The organism is Microbacterium sp. EST19A (assembly GCF_019969685.1).
Lineage (GTDB): Bacteria > Actinomycetota > Actinomycetes > Actinomycetales > Microbacteriaceae > Microbacterium.
The window spans coordinates 1,894,589-1,910,917 of record NZ_JAHXYZ010000001.1; the positions used below are offsets into that span (position 1 = coordinate 1,894,589).

14 protein-coding genes are annotated in these 16,329 nt (G+C 69.1%); 7 read left to right on the plus strand and 7 right to left on the minus strand.

Features of this window, described 5'->3' with window-relative positions:
• Window positions 1–69 precede the first annotated feature (69 nt).
• A complete protein-coding gene (locus LC452_RS09390; protein WP_223624468.1) occupies window positions 70–636 on the plus strand; it encodes a hypothetical protein in 567 nt (188 codons plus the stop codon).
• A gap of 76 nt (window positions 637–712) precedes the next feature.
• Here LC452_RS09390 and LC452_RS09395 read toward each other — a convergent pair whose 3' ends face one another.
• Entirely contained in the window at window positions 713–1,927 is a 1,215-nt protein-coding gene (locus tag LC452_RS09395) for an amidohydrolase (RefSeq protein ID WP_223624469.1), read from the minus strand.
• Between the two features lie 9 nt (window positions 1,928–1,936).
• A complete protein-coding gene (locus LC452_RS09400) occupies window positions 1,937–2,572 on the minus strand; it encodes a TetR/AcrR family transcriptional regulator (RefSeq protein WP_223624470.1) in 636 nt (211 codons plus the stop codon).
• Between the two features lie 128 nt (window positions 2,573–2,700).
• Between LC452_RS09400 and LC452_RS09405 the strand changes: the two genes are divergently transcribed.
• The 6 genes from LC452_RS09405 to LC452_RS09430 all read left to right on the plus strand — a co-directional run bounded on the left by LC452_RS09405 (window position 2,701) and on the right by LC452_RS09430 (window position 10,473).
• Window positions 2,701–4,371, plus strand: a complete 1,671-nt coding sequence (locus LC452_RS09405; RefSeq protein WP_223624471.1) for an ABC transporter substrate-binding protein — start codon at window positions 2,701–2,703, stop codon at window positions 4,369–4,371.
• Between the two features lie 113 nt (window positions 4,372–4,484).
• Entirely contained in the window at window positions 4,485–5,309 is an 825-nt protein-coding gene (locus LC452_RS09410; protein ID WP_223624472.1) for an ABC transporter ATP-binding protein, read from the plus strand.
• Window positions 5,306–6,118, plus strand: a complete 813-nt coding sequence (locus LC452_RS09415) for an ABC transporter ATP-binding protein (protein ID WP_223624474.1) — start codon at window positions 5,306–5,308, stop codon at window positions 6,116–6,118. The genes LC452_RS09410 and LC452_RS09415 overlap by 4 nt, the downstream gene beginning before the upstream one ends.
• A complete protein-coding gene (locus LC452_RS09420) occupies window positions 6,115–7,110 on the plus strand; it encodes an ABC transporter permease (protein ID WP_223624476.1) in 996 nt (331 codons plus the stop codon). Before LC452_RS09415 ends, LC452_RS09420 begins: the two co-directional genes overlap by 4 nt.
• Window positions 7,111–7,177: 67 nt before the next feature.
• Window positions 7,178–8,227 (plus strand): ABC transporter permease, encoded by a 1,050-nt coding sequence (locus LC452_RS09425; RefSeq protein WP_374197768.1) that lies wholly within the window; start codon window positions 7,178–7,180, stop codon window positions 8,225–8,227.
• On the plus strand, window positions 8,227–10,473 hold the full coding sequence (locus LC452_RS09430; protein WP_223624480.1) for a glycoside hydrolase family 3 N-terminal domain-containing protein: 2,247 nt from the start codon (window positions 8,227–8,229) through the stop codon (window positions 10,471–10,473). Before LC452_RS09425 ends, LC452_RS09430 begins: the two co-directional genes overlap by 1 nt.
• 19 nt (window positions 10,474–10,492) lie before the next feature.
• Here the strand turns inward: LC452_RS09430 and LC452_RS09435 are convergent, their stop codons facing one another.
• The 5 genes from LC452_RS09435 to LC452_RS09455 all read right to left on the minus strand — a co-directional run bounded on the left by LC452_RS09435 (window position 10,493) and on the right by LC452_RS09455 (window position 16,328).
• A complete protein-coding gene (locus tag LC452_RS09435; RefSeq protein WP_223624482.1) occupies window positions 10,493–11,320 on the minus strand; it encodes a carbohydrate ABC transporter permease in 828 nt (275 codons plus the stop codon).
• On the minus strand, window positions 11,317–12,264 hold the full coding sequence (locus LC452_RS09440) for a carbohydrate ABC transporter permease (RefSeq protein ID WP_223624484.1): 948 nt from the start codon (window positions 12,262–12,264) through the stop codon (window positions 11,317–11,319). The genes LC452_RS09435 and LC452_RS09440 overlap by 4 nt, the downstream gene beginning before the upstream one ends.
• The gene (locus LC452_RS09445) at window positions 12,264–13,505 is read right to left on the minus strand and encodes an extracellular solute-binding protein (RefSeq protein ID WP_223624487.1); all 1,242 of its coding nucleotides are present in this window, start codon (window positions 13,503–13,505) and stop codon (window positions 12,264–12,266) included. The genes LC452_RS09440 and LC452_RS09445 overlap by 1 nt, the downstream gene beginning before the upstream one ends.
• A gap of 154 nt (window positions 13,506–13,659) precedes the next feature.
• A complete protein-coding gene (locus LC452_RS09450) occupies window positions 13,660–15,027 on the minus strand; it encodes an NtaA/DmoA family FMN-dependent monooxygenase (protein WP_223624489.1) in 1,368 nt (455 codons plus the stop codon).
• Window positions 15,024–16,328 carry an amidohydrolase family protein gene (locus tag LC452_RS09455; protein ID WP_223624491.1) on the minus strand — a complete coding sequence of 435 codons (1,305 nt, stop codon included), beginning with the start codon at window positions 16,326–16,328 and terminating at the stop codon, window positions 15,024–15,026. Before LC452_RS09455 ends, LC452_RS09450 begins: the two co-directional genes overlap by 4 nt.
• Window position 16,329 lies beyond the last annotated feature (1 nt).

Below are 16,329 nucleotides of genomic sequence, written 5' to 3' on the forward strand. Positions count from 1 at the left end.
TCCGCCGGAGCGGGAGCGGCGACTGCTCGACACCGACGCGGACTCCCTCCGCACGGCGATAGGAGCGACATGACAGACGACGGGGCACAGATCGCCGCGCCGCGGAGCGATTCGCGCGCGTCCACCCGTGCGACGGGCGTGGTCATCGTGGGCATGAGCGTCGCGGTGTGGTGGCCGGCGTTCACGCTGGGCGCGTGGGGGACCTTCTTCTTCGATCAGCTGCTCACCGTGTGGGCGGCATCCACCGGCGCGCTCCTGGTGGTGCTGTTCCAGCCGCGAGGCCGGCCCCGGGTGCTCAAGGCGCTCGCCCTCTTGGTGCCGTCGCTCTGGCTGGCGCTGTCGTTCCTGTTCCTCGAGAGCGACGACCTGCTGACGGTCGCGCTCGACCTGCTCGCGCTGCTCGTGGCACTGCTGGGTGTGCCGGCGACGATCTGGGTGCTCGCACGCGTCATGTGGCCGGAGTTCGGCGAAGACATTCCCCGCGGCAGGCGGGTGCTCGTCGTCGTGGCCGTCGCGATCATCGGGGTCGCCGCGTTCCTGCTCGGCATGAACCAGGAGCTGTTCCTCACGTGCGGCGACTTCACGATCAGTGGCAACTCCGAGCCGCCGGGGTGCGTGCCGGGAGCGCCGAGCTAGGGTCGCCCTCGCTCTTCGAATCGCCTGAATGGTCGGTATTCGACCCGGATACCGACCACTTGCGCGATTCGAAAGCTCAGCCGAGGAACTCGCGCGCCGCCGACGACAGAGCCGTCACGCCGACCTCGAGGGTCGGGTGGATCTCCGGCGCGTAGAACGGCGAGTGGTTCGTCGGGATCTCCTTGTCGAGGCGCCCGGCCGCGGCGGCCTCGGCGAACCGCGTCGGGTCGACGCCGCCCCAGAACCAGAAGACCAGGGGCACTCCGGCGTCTCGGGCGAACCACGAGACGTCCTCGCTGCCGGTGAACATCCCCGGGTCGATGACGGCGGCCTCGCCCAGCGCACGCTGCAGCGCTGCGGTCACCCGCGCCGTGGCATCCTCGTCGTTGATCGTGGCGGGCAGCGTGTGGAGGGTGTGGATCTCGGGCTCGCGCTCGGCGCCGGAGGCCAGCGCCTCGGCGCGCACGATGCGCTCGACGCTCGCGAGCACCTTCTCGCGGGCCTCCTCGTTCGGGTAGCGCAGGCTCAGTTCGAGCGTCGCCTCGGCCGGGATGATGTTGTTCTTCAGGCCGGCGTGGATCGAGCCCACGGTCACGACGCCGACACCCTGCGGGTCGATCTCGCGGGAGGCGATGGTCTGCAGGCGCATCACGGTGGCCGCGGCCATGACGATCGGATCGATCGTGGAGTGCGGTCGCGAGCCGTGGCCGCCGCGGCCGTGCAGGATCACGGTGAGCCCGTCGGATGCCGCCATCTGGGTGCCGCTGCGCACGCCGATGATGCCGGCGGGGAGCGGGGTGACGTGCTGGCCGAGCACCACGTCGGGCTTCGGGTAGCGGCTGAGGATGCCGTCGTCGAGCATCGCGCGTGCACCGGCGCCGTACTCCTCGGCCGGCTGGATCAGCACGACGAGCGTGCCCGTCCAGTCGGCCCGCTCGGCGACCAGCTTCTCGACGGCGCCGATCATCGCGGTGACGTGCATGTCGTGCCCGCAGGCATGCATCACCGGGACGGTGTTGCCTGAGGGGTCTACGCCCTTCGCCGTGCTCGCGTATGCCAGGCCGGTCTGCTCCTCGACGGGCAGGGCATCCATGTCGGCGCGCACCCAGACGACCGGACCGTCGCCGTTCTCGAGAACCCCGACGACGCCGGTGACCCCGACGCCCTCCTCGACCTCGAGACCCAGCTCGCGCAGGTGCGCGGCGGCGATGCCGGCGGTGCGCGTCTCCTGGAACGAGAGTTCCGGATGCTGGTGCAGGTCGATGTAGAGCGCTTCGAGGTCGATCGTCATGGCCCGAGCCTACTCGCGGGCGTACGTCTCCAGCGCGGGGCCCGGGTGCAGCACGCCGTTGACGATGGCGCGGATCGCGTACTCGCTGGCGGCGCCGAGCTCGATGGCATCGGGATGCAGGAGCCACTGCAGCTGCAGCCCGTCCATGACCGCGAGGATGGCGGCGGATGCTGCGGCGATGCTCTGCGGATCGGCGACGCCCTCCTGCGCGCAGAGCTCGTGGAACGCGGCGTTCACCTCTCGGCGCAGCGTCGTGTAGCGCTCCTCGAAGTACTCGCGGCCGGGGTGGTCGTCGGTCACCGACTCGGAGGAGAGCACCGTGTACGCCTGGACGATGCCGGGGCGCTTCTCGTTCGCGAAGGCCGTGCGCACGAGGTGCAGGAACAGCTCGGGGCCGCCGGGTATGTGCTTCTTCGCGAGCTCGGCCACATCGGCCTGGTCGCGGTAGGAGAGGACCTCGAGCAGCAGCTTCTGTTTGGAGCCGAAGTGGTGCAGCACGCCGGCATGCGTGATGCCGACCTGTTCGGCGACATCGGCGAGGGTTCCGTTCGTCGACCCCTTGTTGCCGAAGATCTCGACGGCGGACTTGAGGATCTGCTCCCTCTTCGCACGGGTCGTCGGACGGACTCGCGTCTCTTCCGTCATCCTGACCCCCTTCCGCCGGGCTCGCACTTGCCATCTTACTTACCAGTGGGTAACCTCACCAATACTTACTTTCTCGACAGTAAGTGAATGTCCCCCACACAGCACAATGACCGTGCCAAGGAGAAGCAATGAAGCTCAGAAGATCTCTGATCGCCGTCGCGGCTATCGCCGCCCTCAGCACCTCGGTCCTCGCCGGGTGCGCAGCCGGCGGCGGTTCGAACGACGGCGGCGGCTCCGGAGAGTCGCCCGCACTCACGATCGCCAAGCCCGACGGCGCGATCACCACCGAGTCGAACAACCCCTGGGTCGGCGACTCCTCGGCGAACCGGCTCGGCTACAAGAACGTCATCTTCGAACCGCTGGCGATGGTCAACGCCGTCGGCGACAACGAGACGACCCCGTGGCTCGCCGAGAAGGTCGAGTGGAGCGACGACTACACGCAGCTCACCGTGACCCCGCGCAAGGGCGTCACCTGGAGCGACGGCGAGGAGTTCACCGCCGACGACGTCGTCTTCTCCTACGAGATGATCCGTGACACCCCCGCGTTCGACACCGGCAACATCCAGCTCACCGACATCGTGAAGGACGGCGACAACGTCGTGCTGACCTTCGCCGAGTCGAAGTTCGTCAAGCAGGCGCAGGTGCTGCACATCCCGATGGTGCCCGAGCACATCTGGAAGGACATCGCCGACCCGACCACCGAGGTCGCTCCCGACCCGGTCGGCACCGGTCCGTACACGCTCGAGAAGTTCAGCAGCCAGTCGGTCACCCTCCAGGCGCGCGACGACTACTGGGGCGGCGACCTCGCCGTGCCCACGCTGTACTACATCTCGTACAACGACAACACGGCGCTCACCACGGCCCTCGCCAACGGCGACGCCGACTGGGCGCAGGCCTTCATCCCCGACGTGCAGGGCGCATTCGTCGACAAGGACCCGGAGCACAACGTCTTCTGGGCCGCCAACACGCTCTCGCCCGACGTGCTGTTCCTCAACCACCAGCAGAAGCCCTTCAACGACCTCGCGTTCCGCCAGGCCGTGAACATGGTCATCGACCGTGCGGCGCACACCGAGATCGCCCGCGAGAAGGCCGGACCCGAGCTCACGTCGGTGACCGGTCTGCCGACCCCCGTCGGTGAGCAGTACATCGCCGACGAGTACAAGGGCGAGGAGTTCTCGATCGACGTCGAGGGCGCCCGCAAGATCCTCGAGGACGCCGGCTACACGTGGGACGGCGACGCGCTGATCGACCCCGACGGCGAGCCCGTCGCGTTCACGCTGCAGGTGCCGCAGGGCTGGAACGACTACGTCACCGGCATCAGCCTCATCGCCGACCAGGTCAAGGAGACCCTCGGCGCCGACGCGAAGGTCGACACCCCGGACGCCGACACGTGGTGGGCCAACAAGCGCAGCGGCGACTTCGACGCCATCATGCACTGGACCGACGGCGGCACCACGCCGTACGACCTCTACTCCGACACGATGGACGGACGCTGGCTGCTCGCGGGCGCTGACGTGGACTTCAACTTCGGCCGCTACGAGAACGCGGAGGCGACCGAGCTGCTGAACACCTACGCGACGTCCGCCAGCGACGAGGAGCGCACCGCCGCGATCGAACAGGTCCAGAAGATCTTCGTGGAAGATGTTCCGGTGATCCCGGTCGGCACGCACCCCGTGCTCGGCGAGTACAACACGCGGGGCTACGTCGGGTGGCCGGGCGAGAAGGACCAGTACGCGACGGCTGACCCCACGCAGGTCACCGTGCCGCTGATCCTGACCAAGCTGAAGCCGGCCGAGTAGACGTTTCGTCTCGTCGCTTCGCTCCTCGCTCAACGACCGGGGCACACCAGCCCCGGTCGTTGAGCGAGCGAAGCGAGACGAAACACCCCGCCGCCCCACGAAAGCGATACCCCATGCCTGACCCCCTTCTCAGCGTGCGCGACTTCTCGGTCGTGTACGACGTCGAACCGCCCGTCGAGGCGGTGAAGAACGTGACGCTCGAGCTGCAGCGCGGCGAGATCCTCGGCCTCGCCGGGGAGAGCGGATGCGGCAAGACGACGCTCGCCTACGGCGTGCAGCGCCTGCTCCGTGCGCCGGCTGTCATCACGAGCGGCAGCGTGACGTTCCACGATGCCTCCGGCGTCGACGTCGACATCAACGCACTCGACACCGATGCGATGCAGCGCTTCCGCTGGGACAAGGTGTCGATGGTCTTCCAGGGGGCGATGAACGCCCTCAACCCGGTCGCGACGATCGGTGCCCAGCTCGAGGACGTGTTCGAGGTGCACCGCCCCGACCTCAGCCGCCGCGAGCGTCGGGCCGCCGCCGAGGAGCTGCTCGAGCTCGTCGCGGTCGGCAAGGAGCGCATCCGCTCCTACCCCCACGAGCTCTCCGGCGGCATGCGCCAGCGCGTCATGATCGCCATGGCGCTCGCGCTGCGCCCCCAGCTGATGGTGATGGACGAGCCGACCACCGCCCTCGACGTGCTGGTGCAGCGCGAGATCCTCCGCCAGATCTCGCAGCTCCGCCACGAGTTCGGCTTCTCGGTGATCTTCATCACCCACGACCTTCCGCTCCTGCTCGAGATCAGCGACCGCATCGCCGTGATGCGCGAGGGAGAGATCATCGAGCTCGCCACCGCCCGAGACCTCTGGGAGCGCCCGCAGCACGACTACACGAAGAAGCTGCTCGCCTCGTTCCCGCGCCTCACCGGCGAGCGGGGAGTGCTGGTCCGATGACGCTCCTCGAGTTCCAGAACGTCTCCAAGCGCTACCGCGTGCGGGGTTCCGCACCCCTGCTCGCGCTCGACGACGTCAGCTTCACGTTGCGCGATCGGCAGACGATCGCCCTGGTCGGGCAGTCCGGCAGCGGCAAGTCCACGATCGCGAAGATCCTGACCCAGCTCGAGACGCCGACCTCGGGAAGCGTGCTGCTCGACGGCAAGCCCATCCCGCGCCGCGGCCGAGGGCTCCGCCGCTATCGGCAGCAGCTGCGCATGGTCTTCCAGGACCCGTTCGCCTCGCTCAACCCGGCCCACTCGATCCGCTATCACGTGGAGCGCCCGTTGCGACTCGACGCCGTCGTGCCGAGCGACCAGGTCGAGTCCGAGGTGCGTCGACTCCTCGAGAAGGTGCGCCTCGACGCGGATGCCGTGATCGATCGCCGTCCGCACGAACTCTCCGGAGGTCAGCGCCAGCGGGTCGCGATCGCTCGGGCCCTGGCATCCCGCCCGTCGCTGCTCGTGGCCGACGAGCCGGTGTCGATGCTCGACGTGTCGATCCGACTCGGCGTGCTGACGCTGCTCGCCGATCTGCAGCGCGAGGAGGGCCTGGGCGTGCTGTACATCACGCACGACCTCGCCACCGCCCGCCACTTCAGCGACGAGATCATGGTGCTCCACCACGGCAAGGTCGTCGAGCACGGCATCGCCGACGACGTCATCCTGAACCCCCAGCATCCGTACACCCGCGAGCTGCGCGCAGCCTCGCCCGATCCGGAGAAGCACTTCGCCGCACCGGCGCGGCAGCCGTTCGGAGGAGACGCATGAGAATCCCCGTCCGGTTCATCGCCAGCCGCGTCGCGTTCTACCTGTTCACGGCGTGGGCCGCGATCACGATCAACTTCTTCCTGCCCCGCATGCTCAAGGGCGACCCGGTCACCGCGTACATGCAGAAGAACGCCGGGCAGATCAGTCCCGAGGCGGAGCGTGCGCTGCGCATCCTCTTCGGGCTCGATCAGAACACCACCGTCTGGCAGCAGTACCTCGACTACTGGCAGCTGCTGTTCTCCGGCGATCTCGGCCGGTCGTTCTCGAACGGTCTCGCGCCCGTCGGCGAGGTCATCGCCGGGGCGCTGCCCTGGACCGTCGGTCTGGTCGGCGTCGCGACGGTCCTCTCGTTCCTGATCGGCACGGCGGGCGGTGCGATCATCGGATGGCGCCGCGGCAGCCGTGCCGACGTCATCGTGCCGATCTCGACGTTCTTCAGCACCGTGCCGTACTTCTGGCTCGGACTCATCGCGATCGCCGTGCTCTCGACGACCCTCGGCTGGTTCCCGGCATCCCACGCCTACGACAAGGGATCGAGCCCCGAGTTCACACTCGACTTCATCGGCCAGGTGATCGCGCACGGCACTCTGCCGGTGCTGACCATCGTCATCGCGTCGCTCGGCGGCTGGATCCTCGGCATGCGCAACATGATGCTGACCGTGCTCGACGAGGACTACATCACCGTCGCTCAGGCGAAGGGCATGCCGAACAGCCGGGTGCTGTGGCGCTACGCGGCGCGCAACGCCGTGCTGCCGCAGCTCTCCAGCTTCGCGCTGTCGATCGGCTTCATCGTCGGCGGCACGATCGTGATGGAGATGGTGTTCTCCTACCCGGGGGTCGGCAAGCTGCTGCTCGACGCCACGACCGCGAAGGACTACCCGCTCATGCAGGGGCTATTCCTCATCATCACGATGGCGGTCCTGCTCGCCAACATCCTCGCCGACATCGCCTATGCGGTGCTGGATCCGCGCACTCGGCAGTCGGAGGCCTGAGATGACCCTTTCCCCCTCAGCAGAGAACGCCGCCGCGTCGGCGGACGACGTCGCCGCGCACACCGGGATGCCGGAGACGGCCACGCTCCGGGCGCCGGCCGTGAAGCCGCCCGCCGAGAAGACCTTCTGGTCGCAGCTCGGTGCGTCGTTCGCGATGTTCCGCAACCGCAAGTCTCTCGCGGGTCTCATCATCCTCGGCGTCTTCGTGCTCGTCGCGCTGTTCAGCGACCTGCTCGCCCCTTACGGCCCCTTGGAGAAGGACTACACGGCCCTCCGGCAGGCGCCGTCGTGGACCCACCTGCTCGGCACGACCCACATGGGCGAGGACATCCTCAGCCAGATCATCTACGGCACCCGCGGTGTGCTCATCGTCGGCTTCCTCGCCGGCATCATGGGCACCTTCATCGCCGTGATCATGGGCGTCGTCTCGGGGTACACCCGAGGCTGGCGCAGCGAGTCGCTCTCGGCCCTGACGAACGTGTTCCTGGTGATCCCCGGACTGCCGCTGATCATCATCGTGGCCTCGCAGTTCGAGAACCCGCCGCTCGTGCTGATCGCCGCCGTGCTCGCCCTCACCGGGTGGGCGTGGGGCGCCCGCGTGATGCGCGCCCAGACGATGTCGCTGCGCAACCGCGACTTCATCCAGGCCGCGCGGGCGAACGGCGAGCCGCTCCGGCGCATCATCTTCGTCGAGATGCTGCCGAACCTCATGGCGATCATCGCCTCGAGCTTCGTCGGCACGGTGACCGCGGCGGTGCTCGGGCTGACGACGCTCGCGTTCATCGGCGTCATCCCCATCACGAACCTCAACTGGGGCACGATCCTGTACTGGGCGCAGCAGAACGGCGCCTTCCCGAACTACTGGTGGTGGTACGTGCCCGCGGGGCTCTGCATCGCCCTCCTCGGCGTCGCACTCTCGCTGATCAACTTCGGCATCGACGAGTACGTCAACCCGCGCCTGCGGTCCGCCGGTGAGCGGGCCAGGGCCATGAAGAAGAAGGGGCTGAATGTGAACGACGCGGTCACCGCGGTCCGCAGCATCCCGACCTCCCCGAAGAAGACCACGGCCTCGACGACGACGTCGTCGAAGACCACGAACACACAGAACTCGAAGTGATGACCTCTCAGACTCTGACCACGTCCCTGCCGTACCAGAACCCCGACCTCTCGATCCCGGACCGCGTCGCCGATCTCCTCGGCCGCATGACGGTGGAGGAGAAGATCGGGCAGATGCTGCAGCTCGACGCCCGCGACGATCTCGACGACCACATCCTGCGCCGGCAGGCGGGGTCGATCCTGCACACCTCGCCCGAGCGCATCCTGCGGGCGAACGAGCTGACCGCCCGGACGCGGCTGCAGATCCCCCTGCTCGTGGCCGAGGACTGCATCCACGGCCACTCGTTCTGGCCCGGCGCGACGATCTACCCGACCCAGCTCGGGATGGCCGCGTCCTGGGATGCCGGACTGCTCGAGCGCGTCGCCCGTGCCACCGCCGAAGAGGTCGCCGCCACCGGCATCCACTGGACGTTCTCGCCGGTGCTCTGCATCTCGCGCGATCTGCGCTGGGGCCGGGTGAGCGAGACGTTCGGCGAGGATCCGTTCCTCATCGGCGAGCTCGCCAGTGCCATGGTGCGCGGCTACCAGGGCGACGGCCTGGACGACCCGACCGCGATCCTCGCGACGGCCAAGCACTTCGCCGGGTACTCCGAGACGCAGGGCGGGCGCGACGCCAGCGAGGCCGACATCTCGCGCCGCAAGCTGCGCTCGTGGTTCCTGCCGCCGTTCGAGCGCGTGGCGAAGGAGGGATGCCGCGTGTTCATGCTCGGCTACCAGACCATGGACGGCGTGCCGATCACGACCAACGAGTGGCTGCTCAGCGATGTGCTGCGCGGGGAGTGGGGCTACACCGGCACGCTCATCACCGACTGGGACAACGTCGGCCGCATGGTCTGGGAGCAGCGCATCCAGCCCGACATCGCGCACGCTGCGGCCGCAGCGACGAGCGCCGGCAACGACATGATCATGACCACGCCCGGCTTCTTCGAGGGCGCGCTGGATGCCGTGGTGCAGGGGCTCCTCCCCGAGGACGCGTTCGATGCCGCAGCCGCACGGATCCTCACGCTGAAGTTCGAGCTGGGGCTCTTCGAGGACCCGCGTCTCCCGCGGGCGGAACTGGATGCCGTCGTCGGCAGCGCCGCGCACGCGGACCTCAACCTCGAGACGGCACGCCGCTCGATCGTGCTGCTCGAGAACGACGGCGTGCTGCCGCTCGACGCGACGGCTCCGCTGCGGGTCGCGGTCGTCGGACCGCTCGCCGACGACGCGCAGACGCAGCTCGGCGACTGGGCCGGCGGCTCGGGACAGGCCGGCTGGCTCGACGGCCAGCCGCGCGAGATGATCACGACCGTGCGCGACGGGCTGGAGCGCATCGACGGCTGGAGCGTCTCCCACGCCCGTGGGGCCGAGATCCTCACGCTCGAGGAGGACCCGCAGGGCGCGTTCTTCCCCGACCATCAGCCGCGCCCGCCGGTGGTGAAGCCGTCGGCTCCGGATGAGGCGCTGATCGCCGAGGCCGTCGCCGCGGCATCCGACTCCGACGTGGTCGTGGCCGTGGTGGGAGACCGCATCGAACTCGTCGGCGAGGGACGCTCGACCGCCACGCTCGAGCTCATCGGCGGACAGAACGCGCTGCTCGACGCGGTGATCGCGACGGGCAAGCCCGTGGTCGTGGTCCTGCTCGCGTCGAAGCCGCTCGTGCTGCCGGCATCCGTGCAGCAGGCGGCCGCCGTGATCTGGGCGGCGAACCCGGGGATGCAGGGCGGGCGCGCGCTCGCCGAGATCATCTCCGGAGCCGTCGAGCCCTCGGGGCGTCTGCCGATCTCGTTCGCGCGCCATGTCGGCCAGCAGCCGACCTATTACAACCAGATCCGCGGGCAGCACGGCGACCGCTACGCCGACCTCACCCAGGCGCCGGCCTGGGCGTTCGGGGAGGGACGGTCGTACACGACGGTCGAGTACTCCGACCTCGCGCTCGAGTCGACCGCGTTGGGAGCGGACGACACGATCGTCGGGCACATCACCGTGACGAACACGGGGGAGCGTCCGGTGCGCGAGACCGTGCAGGTGTACGTGCGGGATGCCGTGACCAGCGTGAGCTGGACCGACAAGGAGCTCAAGACCTACCGCCAGGTCGACATCGAGCCGGGGGAGTCGGCGCGGGTGCGACTGGAGCTGCCGGTCGCGGACTGCACGATCGTGGATGCCGCCGGCATCCGTGTCGTCGAGCCGGGGGCGTTCGAGCTGCTCGTCGGACCGTCGTCGCGGGACGAGGTGCTGCTGACCGCCGGGTTCGAGGTGGCCTGAGTCGGCGCACGACCCGGCGCTAGCGCCCGCTGCCGGTGATGACGCCCTCCTTGACGTAGCGCTGCGCCGCCAGCACCAGCACCAGTGCCGGAAGGCTCGCGATCAGCGACGCCGCCATGGTCGCGGCCCAGGTGTTCAGGTTCGAGTTCGCGAGCGCGTAGATGAACACCGTCACCGGGTACATGTCGGTCTTCGTGACCAGCGTCAGCCCGAACAGCAGGTCGCCCCACGAGAACAGGAACGTGAAGACCCCGGCCGTGATGATCGCGTTGCGCGACAGCGGCACGACGATCCGACGCAGGGCGCCGAGCGGACCCAGTCCGTCGAGCGTCGCCGCCTCGATCACCTCGGTGTCGAGGCGCAGCATGAACGACCGCAGCAGGATGATCGCGAACGGGATGCCCGCGGTCGAGTTGGCCAGGATCAGTCCCACGTAGCTGTTGAGCACGCCCCACGTGTTGAACATCGCGTAGAACGAGTTCGCCAGCACGATGCTCGGGATCATCTGCGCGAGCAGCAGGAGCACGAGGCCCAGACTCACCGCACGGGACCGGAGTCTGCTCAGCGAGTACGCGGCCGGGACGGCCACGACGAGAGTGAGCAGCACCGAGCCGAACGCCGTGACGAGACTGACCCGCAGCCCCTCGAGCCCGCCGTTCTCGAAGGCATCGGCATACCCGTCGAGCGCGGCGTTCGAGGGGAACCACTCGGTGTCGGTCGAGTTCGCACCCGGCTGGAGGGATGCCGACAGCATCCAGTACACCGGGAACAGATAGACGATCAGGATCGCGACGGTGAGCAGCGTCCAGAACCAGCCGCGGTGACGACGCGGCGTGTGCGCGGTCATCGTTCCGCACGCTCCCGTCGCGCCGACAGCCAGGTGTACACGATCGCGAATCCGAGACTGATGATCAGCAGGAGCATGCCGTAGGCGCCCGCCTGGCCGAATTCGAACGTGCTGAAGGCCGCGCGGTACGACAGCACACCGAGGGTCATGGTGCTGTTCGCGGGACCGCCCTGCGTGAGAGCGAGCACCAGGTCGACGATGAGCAGGTTGAACACCACGCTCATCACGACCAGCACCGAGATCACCGGCCAGATGCTCGGGATGACGATGTGCCACAGCCGCTTGCCTGCACCGGCTCCATCGAGGGCAGCCGCCTCGAGATGCTCCTCGGGGACCTGCTTGAGCGCGGCCGCGAGGATCGTCGACCAGTACGGCAGGCTCGCCCACACCGCGACGACGATCACGCACGCGAGCGCGGTCGCGGGATCGGCCAACCACGCGTTCGTCGGCAGGCCGAGAGTGCGGAGGATGTCGTTGACCGCGCCGTCTCCGGCGAGCAGCGACTTCCAGATCGTCGCGACCACGACGGCCGGCAGCAGCCAGGGGATCAGGATGAGCGCGGGGAGCCAGCGGCTCCCGGGAAAGCGACGCGTGAACAGGAGCGCGAGACCGAACCCGAGCACGAGCTCGGCGGTGACCGCGACCACGGTGATCGTGAGCGTGTTCACGATCGCGATGCCGGTCGCGTCAGCGCGGAAGATGTCGGCGAAGTTCTGCAGGCCCACGAAGGGCGCCTCGCCGGTGATGAACGTGCCGGTCGTGAAGTCCGTCGTGCTCATGAACACGCCGTACCCGAGCGGGAAGAGGAAGAAGACGGCGAAGAAGAGGATGGCGGGCACGAGGAAGGCCCACAGCTCCACTTTGCGTCGCCGCACGAGGGTCAGGCCGAAGCGACCGGAGACGGCGGTCTCCGGTCGCTTCGGCGCCGCAGTGACTGCGGTCATCAGCCCTGATCGGCCTTGCTCAACGCTTCCTCGGCGCTCACGCCGTTGACGGTCGCGTTCTGCAGGGCGTCGACGTACTTCTGCTGCAGCGCGTTCCACTCGGTGCCGAGGGATGCCGGGTTGAAGGCGTTCTCGACGGGGGTGACGAAGGCCTCGGCCGCGGGGACCTCGGCGACGAAGGCATCCTGCGCGGAGGTCAGCGCCGGCACGTAGCCGCCCTGCACCGCGGTGTCGATCTGATTCTCCTCCGAGGCGCGGCACTCGACGAGAGCGGCGGCCGCCTTCTCGCGCTTCTCGTCGCCCTGCACGGCGACGCCGTAGCCGTAGCCGAGAAGGCCGACGCTGCTCTCATCGGCGCTCGAGCCGGCCGGGATCGGGAACGTGCCGTACTCGAATCCGAGGCTCGTGTCGACGAGGTTCCACGGCCCGGAGACGGTGATCGCCGCCTTGCCGGACGTCCACTGGTCGATGCCGTCCCAGCCCCAGTTCACGAACTCCTTCGAGAGGCTGCCGTCGGCGACGAGGGTCTTGTACAGGTCGATCGCCGCGGCCGCGCCGTCGCTGGTGACCTCGGCCGGGTCGCCGCCGGCGCTCAGCAGGAACGGAAGGAAGTACGAGGAGGTCGAGCCGTCGCCGGCGATGCCGGGGAGCGCGATGCCGTAGTGGTCGGCGGTCGTGGTGGCCTTGGCCACCTCGACGAGCTCGTCGAACGTGGTGGGGAGCTCGGTGATCCCGGCGGCGTCGAAGATCTCCTTGTTGTAGAAGACGGAGTAGTCCTCGACCTGCACCGGCAGCGCGTAGAGCGTGCCGTCGTACTGACCGAGGTCGGCGACGGAGTCGGCGAGTCCCTCGGTGTCCAGGCCCAGCTCACCCAGGTCGGCCAGCACGCCCTGCTCGGCGAGCTGCGGCAGCTGCGTGTCGGTGCTGAGCAGCGCGATGTCGGGAAGCGACTTGGAGCTCGCCGCCTGCAGCAGGCTGGTGGTGTAGTCGCCGGACAGCGTCTCGACCTCGACCTTGATGCCGAGGTCGGCGGCGCAGGCCTCGAAGTACTCCTTCTGCAGCGTCTGGTACGGGTCGAAGTCGATGTTGTTCCAGACCGTCAGCTCGACGCCCTCGAAGCCGGCGTCACCGCTCGACTCGGGTTCGGCGGCGGGCGAACAGGCGGCGAGGAGGATGACGGTCGCGAGCCCGGCCGAGGCCGAGAGAGCGACGCGTGACGTGCGCGCACGGAGAATGCTCATGAGGGCGGATCCTTAGCTCGACCGGGCTGTGACCGGTCGTCGGGAGAAGGGTGGCGGATGCCGGTTGGCATGAGTCTCGTGGACCCGCGCCCGAGCGTCTGCAGCGTCGGAAACATGACGAAATGATCCGACGCACACTGTCATGCCCGCCGGGTCAGCGGCGTCGTGCGCCGGCGGGATGGTCGATCCCGACCACGTCCGATCCGTCGGTCCTGAGTCGCGAGCGCAGGGTGCCGGAATCCGGGAAGCCCCCGAACAGGCCCCGGTCGCGCAGCTTCGGAGCGAGCAGCTCGCTGAAATCGTCGAGCGTGCCGGGCGACAGGAACTGGTGCAGCAGGAAGCCGTCGACGCCGGACGCGTCGACGAACTCCTCGATGTTCGCCGCGACCTCGTCGGGGGTGCCGATGAACCGGTCGTCCGAGAAGGCCGTGACCGAGGCGAAGCGTCGCCGGACGTCGCCGGCGGTGAGAGGCGGAGCATCCGCCTGCGTCTCCTTGGTCTGCGTGTGCGTGGTGCTCTGCTTCGCGATCGGCTCGTCGTCGGCGTACCTGCTGAAGTCGACGCCGCTCCATCCGGCGTAGGCGGCGAGCTGGGCGTCGGCGTTGTAATGCGACTGGTAGCCGTCGAGCTTCTCCTGCACCGCGACACGAGTGCGGGCAATGACCGGGTTCATGCCCACGACGGCGCGGATCTGCTCCGGGTCTCGCCCGAGTTCGGCGGCACGGGCGCGGATGCCGGCGAGCCCCGTCCTGATCGCCTGCGGGTCGGAGTCGCCGACGAAGATGAGCTCGGCGTGACGGGCGGCGAACTCGCGCCCGCGCGGCGACCAGCCGGCCTGGATCAGGTACGGCGTGCGCTGCGGGGAGGGGATGCTGAGATGCGGACCCGCGACCCGGAAGTGCGCGCCCTCGTGGTCGACCCGATGCACCTTCGACGGGTCGGCGAACAGACGCTGCTCCTTGCTGCCGACGAAGGCGTCGGGCTCCCAGCTGCGCTCCCACAGGTCGTAGACGACCTCGAGGAACTCGTCCGCGCGGTCGTAGCGGCTGTCGTGGGCCATCACGTCGAGCCCGAAGTTGGCCGCCGCGCCGGGCAGATACGAGGTGACGATGTTCCACGCGACGCGGCCGTCGGTGAGGTGGTCGAGCGTGCTGAACCGACGCGCATGCGCGAACGGATGCTCGTACGTGGTCGACACGGTGGCGCCGAAGGCGATGCGCTCCGTGACGGCGGCCAGGGCGGGGATGTGCAGGAGCGGGTCGTGCGCGGGCAACTCGACGCCCCACTCCAGTGCGGTCGCCGCGCCTCCGCGGTACGTGTCGTAGAGGCCGAGCACGTCACCGAAGAAGAACAGGTCGAAGGCGGCATCCTCCGCCCGTCGTCCGAGGTCGAGCCAGTACTTCAGAGAGGTCGCGCCGAGGCGCTCGTCGGCCGGATGCGTCCAGAGGCTCACGGCACCGGAGCCGTTGCCCACGCATGCCTGCTCGTACAGCCCGTACATCAGCGGTCGTCGTTCGGTCATCGGTTCGTTCCGTTCGTGAGGGCGGCGGTCCAGAGCGTGCATCCGTCGACGATCGTCGCGACCGCCGCCGGGGCGTTCTCGACGAGCTCGGCCAGGGCGTCACGGGGGTCGGTCGAGGAGACGGCGAACACGGCGAGGTCCGCGCGCGCCTCCGCGGCCAGGAGACCGCTGGGGGCGGGACCGCTGCCGAGGCCGAGGCCGAGCGCGCGGGCGCCGCCTGCCGTTGCGGCGTGCAGCAGGCGGGCGTGCAGGTCGTCGCCCGTGTATCCCTGCGCCTGCGCGAGGCGGTGGAGCTCGGCGACATCGTCGAGCACGTTCAGCGAGGGCGAGGAGGAGAGCGAGTCGGTGCCGACGCCGATCGGGTTCCCCTCGAGCAGGTAGTCGGCGACCGGTGGGGCGTCCAGACCGATCACGGCGTTCGAGCGCGGACACAGGGCGACCGAGACTCCGCGCGCGCGCAGCAGCGCACGGTCGTCGGCGTCGACGTAGATGCCGTGCGCGAGGTGCGAGTGCGGGGTGAGCACGCCGAGGCTGTCGAGGTAGCGCACGACGCCGTCGCCCGAGCCGCCGCCCGACAGCAGCTGCATGTCGGAGTGGCCGAGACCGCGCCACCGATCGGCGAGCGCGCCGGTGCCGAAGCGGGCGAACTCGTCTTCGGATGCGGATTCCGCGGCGTGGATGTGCAGTCGCACACCGTGCTCCTCCGCGAGATGCTGCAGCGCGCGGAACACGTCGGTGTCCAGTGAGTAGATCGCGTGCGGGGACAGGCCCGTCGCCGGGGGCGAGGGGAGCGCCTCGAGCTGCGACAGCACGCGCTCGCGGCCGTCGAGCTCCCAGGCCGCCCGCTTCCAGCCGAACACCTCCCAGAACACGATCCCGTGCAGGCCGGCGTCGTGCACGGCGGCGCCCGCGGCGGGATCGGTCACGATCTCCGCGACCGCGGTGGTGCCGCCGGCGATCGACAGGCGAACCCCCTCGGCGGCCGAGGCCGCCCAATCGTGCTCGGTGCGGTAGCCCTTCTCGAAGGCGAGCGCCCAGGTCTCGAAGCTCGGATAGGAGCCGCGTCCGACCTCGGCCATGTCGGTGTACTGCAGGTGGGTGTGCGCGTTCACGAGGCCCGGCGTGAGCGCGCCGTCCCATTCGTGGCGCTCGCCGACGGTCTCGCCCAGCTCGGCGGTCAGGGCGTCGTGCGTTCCGACCGCGACGATGCGGCCATCGCGCACGGCGACGGCGCCGTCGGCGATCGGCGGGGTCGCGACAGGGAGCACCGTGCGTGCGCGGTGGAGGGTGATGCTGCTCATG

Excerpts from the sequence above, each read along its gene's own strand:
- LC452_RS09390 (WP_223624468.1), top strand. The coding sequence starts at position 70 with ATGACAGACGACGGGGCACAGATCGCCGCGCCGCGGAGCGATTCGCGC.
- LC452_RS09395 (WP_223624469.1), bottom strand. The coding sequence starts at position 1,927 with ATGACGATCGACCTCGAAGCGCTCTACATCGACCTGCACCAGCATCCG.
- LC452_RS09400 (WP_223624470.1), bottom strand. The coding sequence starts at position 2,572 with ATGACGGAAGAGACGCGAGTCCGTCCGACGACCCGTGCGAAGAGGGAG.
- LC452_RS09405 (WP_223624471.1), top strand. The coding sequence starts at position 2,701 with ATGAAGCTCAGAAGATCTCTGATCGCCGTCGCGGCTATCGCCGCCCTC.
- LC452_RS09410 (WP_223624472.1), top strand. The coding sequence starts at position 4,485 with ATGCCTGACCCCCTTCTCAGCGTGCGCGACTTCTCGGTCGTGTACGAC.
- LC452_RS09415 (WP_223624474.1), top strand. The coding sequence starts at position 5,306 with ATGACGCTCCTCGAGTTCCAGAACGTCTCCAAGCGCTACCGCGTGCGG.
- LC452_RS09420 (WP_223624476.1), top strand. The coding sequence starts at position 6,115 with ATGAGAATCCCCGTCCGGTTCATCGCCAGCCGCGTCGCGTTCTACCTG.
- LC452_RS09425 (WP_374197768.1), top strand. The coding sequence starts at position 7,178 with ATGCCGGAGACGGCCACGCTCCGGGCGCCGGCCGTGAAGCCGCCCGCC.
- LC452_RS09430 (WP_223624480.1), top strand. The coding sequence starts at position 8,227 with ATGACCTCTCAGACTCTGACCACGTCCCTGCCGTACCAGAACCCCGAC.
- LC452_RS09435 (WP_223624482.1), bottom strand. The coding sequence starts at position 11,320 with ATGACCGCGCACACGCCGCGTCGTCACCGCGGCTGGTTCTGGACGCTG.
- LC452_RS09440 (WP_223624484.1), bottom strand. The coding sequence starts at position 12,264 with ATGACCGCAGTCACTGCGGCGCCGAAGCGACCGGAGACCGCCGTCTCC.
- LC452_RS09445 (WP_223624487.1), bottom strand. The coding sequence starts at position 13,505 with ATGAGCATTCTCCGTGCGCGCACGTCACGCGTCGCTCTCTCGGCCTCG.
- LC452_RS09450 (WP_223624489.1), bottom strand. The coding sequence starts at position 15,027 with ATGACCGAACGACGACCGCTGATGTACGGGCTGTACGAGCAGGCATGC.
- LC452_RS09455 (WP_223624491.1), bottom strand. The coding sequence starts at position 16,328 with ATGAGCAGCATCACCCTCCACCGCGCACGCACGGTGCTCCCTGTCGCG.